Here is a 4,185-nt window from a genome sequence, read left to right as displayed (position 1 = left end):
GAATATTACAATGTAGTTACGGGAAACCTAATAGGCTAGCTTCGCGTCGTAAGCGCACCCTTAACGTCTAGCTACGAACGAAGGCCGACGTCTCCAGCGTTAACCTCCGTCCTAGGCTAGCCGTACAAAGTTCCCAGCCTCTATTTGATGTTGAGGCTATTCTTGACTAGCATCTTGACGTCGCGATCGGTCGAACAGTTGTTGATGGCGTCTGTTACCACCCGCCGGCATTCCCGGGTATCGAGCTTGCTCATCATACTCCGTGTTCGCAGCACCGTCGAAGCCGACATCGAATAAACATCCAATCCGAGCCCCATCAGTAGCGGTAGGGCCCACTTATCACCCGCCATTTCACCACACATTGCCACGGTGATCTTATGCTTATGGGCAGCATCGATTACGTGCTTGACCAGGCTCAAGAAGGCCGGATTGAGGGGCTGATAGAGGTAGGACACCGCATCGCTTCCCCGGTCAGCGGCGAAACTGTACTGGATTAGGTCATTGGTCCCAATGCTGAAGAAGTCAACCTCCTTGGCCAGGTTACCGGCGTTGACAGCGGCCAGGGGGATCTCAATCATAATTCCCAACCGAATATCATCACCGATTCCCGGCTGTTTAACCTGGAGCTCAGCCTTGCACTCGTTGAAGATCTGCTTGGCCTGGCGCAGCTCCTGAACCGTTGCGATCATCGGAAACATGATCGAAAGCGGCCCGTACTGAGAAGCTCGGATCAGGGCCCGGAGCTGGGGCTTGAAGATCTCGGGGTGGTCCAGGCAGAGTCGGATTGCCCGGTAACCGAGGAAGGGGTTCATCTCCCGGGGCAGGGGCAAAAACGGCAGGGGCTTATCACCGCCGATGTCGAGGGTCCGGACCACAACCCGCTTCCCTTGCATATTGATGATCACCCGTCGATAGGCTTCAAACTGCTCGTCCTCGGTTGGTAGGTGGTCACTGTTCATGTAGAGAAACTCGGAGCGAAAGAGCCCGATCCCCTCAGCCCCCTGCTTGATCACGTCGTTGACATCGTCGGGAGTGCCGATATTGGCGGTGATCTCAAAACACTGGCCGTCCTTGGAAATCGATGGTGCATCAACCAACCGGGCCCATTCGGCGGTTCGTTCATCGAAGCCAGCCGCCTTGCGCTGGTAAGCATCAACCTGGGCATCGGATGGGTCCACCACTACCGTCCCGCTCAAGCCGTCGACAACCATTAATTGGCCGTTCTGGACGTTAGCGGTGATGTCATTGGTCCCTACTACCGCCGGGATACGGAGGGTTCGGGACATGATCGCCGCGTGGCTGGTCCGCCCACCGCGGTTGGTTACAATCCCCTTGATAAGCTTAGGGTCCATCTGGGAAGTGTCAGACGGGGTCAGCTCATCGGCCACGATAACCACCGGATGAGTGATGGCGGCCAGGCTCGGCAGCTTCTTCCCCAAAAGGTGGCTGAGTGTCCGCTTGGCAATATCCCGGACATCGGTTGCCCGCTCTTGCATGTACTGGTTATCCTTCATTGCCGCCAGCATGTTGGCAAAGTTCCCGGTTACCTTGCTGACGGCCTCCTCAGCATTGACCTGGAGGGTGTCGATCTCACTCTTGATCTGCCCCAACATCTCCGGATCGGAAAGGATCGTGATGTGGGCGTCGAAAACATCCAGTTCCTTGTCACTCAACCGCTGCCGCGCGTTTCCCTTGATCTGTCGCAGGTCGGCAATTGAAGCGGTAAAGGCCTCTTTGACCCGGCGGTACTCCTGGTCAGTATCCGCTACCCGCCGCCGTTTGAATGACAGATCCGGTGACGTCAGCAGGTAGGCCGGGGCGATCCCTACCCCGTCACTGGCCGCAATTCCCTGAATATCCTTTGGCATACTATTTCCCCCTCATAAACTCAAGCCGAATAATTTACCTATTAGCATTATAACCCATTTCTGGGTACACAAAAGGCCCGTTCCCCACATGGAGGAACGGGCCCTTGACGTTAATTCATCAGTAAATTAACGGTTTTCGATGTCTTGACGAGCTTGTTCACTCAGGTTGTAGAATGAGTGAATACCCTTGTATTGAGCAACGTCGCCAAGTTGGTCTTCGATCCGCATCAGTTGGTTGTACTTAGCAAGACGGTCAGTCCGGCTCATGGAACCAGTCTTGATTTGGCCAGCGTTAGTAGCAACAACCAGGTCAGCGATCGTCGTGTCTTCGGTTTCACCAGAACGGTGAGAAACGATGGCCGTGTAACCGGCTTCCTTAGCCATTTCGATAGCTTCAACAGTTTCAGTCAAAGTACCGATTTGGTTAAGCTTGATCAGGATGGAGTTAGCTGCACCCATCCGGATACCCTTCTTCAGGTAGTCGGTGTTGGTTACGAAGAAGTCGTCACCAACCAGTTGTACCTTCTTACCGAGCTTCTTGGTAAGGGTTACCCAGTCATCCCAGTTGTTTTCATCAATTGGGTCTTCAACAGATACAACTGGGTACTTTTCAATAATCCCAGCAAGGTAGTCGATGAATTCTTCAGTGGAGAATTCTTCACCAGTTGACCAACGAAGCTTGTACTTCTTGTCTTCGTCGTTCCAGAGTTCGGAAGCAGCCACGTCAAAGGCGATGGCAATGTCCTTACCTGGCTTGTAACCGGCATCCTTGATGGCCTTGATCAAGTATTCGAATGGTTCTTCGTTGTTAGCAAAGTCAGGAGCGAATCCACCTTCGTCACCAACAGAGGTTACCTTACCAGCAGCTTCCAATTCCTTCTTCAGGGCGTGGAAAGTTTCTGAACCCCAACGAATGGCTTCACGAACAGTTGGGGCACCAACTGGCATGATCATGAATTCTTGGAAGTCAACCTTGTTATCGGAGTGAGCCCCACCGTTGATAACGTTCATCATAGGCGTTGGCAGAACGTGGGCGTTGAAACCACCAAGGTAGTTGTAAAGCGGAACTTGCAGTTCATCAGCAGCGGCACGTGCGGCAGCCAATGAAACTGACAGGATAGCGTTAGCACCAAGCTTACCCTTGTTTGGAGTACCGTCCAGCTTGATCATTGCCTTGTCGATGGCAATTTGGTCAGTGACTTCCATGCCAACGATTTCCTTAGCAATGATGTTGTTAACGTTTGAAACAGCCTTCAGAACGCCCTTACCGCCGAAACGGTCCTTGTCGCCGTCACGCAATTCAACGGCTTCGTGTTCACCAGTTGAAGCACCTGAAGGAACAATTCCACGGCCAACACCGCCAGCCTCAGTGTAAACTTCAGCTTCAACGGTTGGGTTACCACGTGAATCGAGAACTTCACGTGCATAAATATCTGTAATAAGTGACATTTGATGAATCTCTCCTCTGTCTTATATTTGGATACATTCCACAAGTAATATTGTATTATTTTGCACAACTAAAAACAAGCTTTTCGCCATTAATGATTGACGATTTGTAAAAAGGTAGTCGGATCCAGACTGGAAACCCCGACGAGGGCCCCGTCAATATCCGGCTGGGCCATCAGCGCCCCAACGTTCTCAGTTGTAACGCTACCCCCATAGAGGATGCGAATCTCATCGGCGACTGATTGACCGTACATGTCAGAGATGGTCTGTCGAATCAAATAGCAGCCTTCCTCAGCCTGGTCCGGATCGGCACTCTGGCCGGTGCCAATCGCCCAGTTTGGTTCATAGGCAATCGTGACCTTCGCCACCTCGGCCTCACTTAGGTCCTTAACGTCGGCCAGGATCCGGTTGACAACCCAGTGGATCTTTTGGTCATAAGCAATTCGCCGCCCCATCGTATCGTCACAGCAGACAATTGGGCAAAGACCGTTATCCAGGGCGGCCTTAACCTTCTTGTTGATCAGCTCGTCGGTCTCATGGAAGTAGTTGCGTCGCTCGGAGTGGCCAAGGATGACATGGTGAATTCCCGCCGCATAAAGGGCCCTGGGACTCGTCTCCCCGGTGAAGGCGCCACTGTCCTTATAATAGCAATTCTCCGCCATCACCTTCAGGGGCGAACCAGCCGCGGCCTTAACCATCGACACCAGGGCCAGGGTCGGTGCCGCCAGGGCGGTTTCCTGCTGCCTGGCCGGCGGGAGTTGGTCCTTAACCTGGTTGACGAAGGCCACCGCCGACTCAACCGTCTTATTCATCTTCCAGTTGCCCGCAATCATCGGGACCCGCATCGCTCATCACTCCTTTGAAAAAGAGA

3 protein-coding genes are annotated in these 4,185 nt (G+C 53.0%); all 3 read right to left on the bottom strand.

What is annotated here, in order from left to right:
- Nucleotides 1-140: 140 nt before the first annotated feature.
- Entirely contained in the window at nucleotides 141-1,868 is a 1,728-nt protein-coding gene (gene ptsP, locus FD34_RS03825; RefSeq protein WP_057806930.1) for a phosphoenolpyruvate--protein phosphotransferase, read from the bottom strand.
- A 126-nt stretch (nucleotides 1,869-1,994) separates the two neighbouring features.
- Nucleotides 1,995-3,317, bottom strand: coding sequence for a phosphopyruvate hydratase (gene eno, locus FD34_RS03820; RefSeq protein ID WP_057806928.1), 1,323 nt, complete (start codon nucleotides 3,315-3,317; stop codon nucleotides 1,995-1,997).
- An 89-nt stretch (nucleotides 3,318-3,406) separates the two neighbouring features.
- Entirely contained in the window at nucleotides 3,407-4,159 is a 753-nt protein-coding gene (gene tpiA, locus FD34_RS03815; RefSeq protein WP_057806926.1) for a triose-phosphate isomerase, read from the bottom strand.
- Nucleotides 4,160-4,185 lie beyond the last annotated feature (26 nt).

This window comes from Limosilactobacillus pontis DSM 8475 (assembly GCF_001435345.1).
GTDB lineage: Bacteria > Bacillota > Bacilli > Lactobacillales > Lactobacillaceae > Limosilactobacillus > Limosilactobacillus pontis.
The sequence above is the reverse complement of the archived record's forward strand: the minus strand, read 5'-3'. Positions and strand labels throughout refer to the sequence as shown.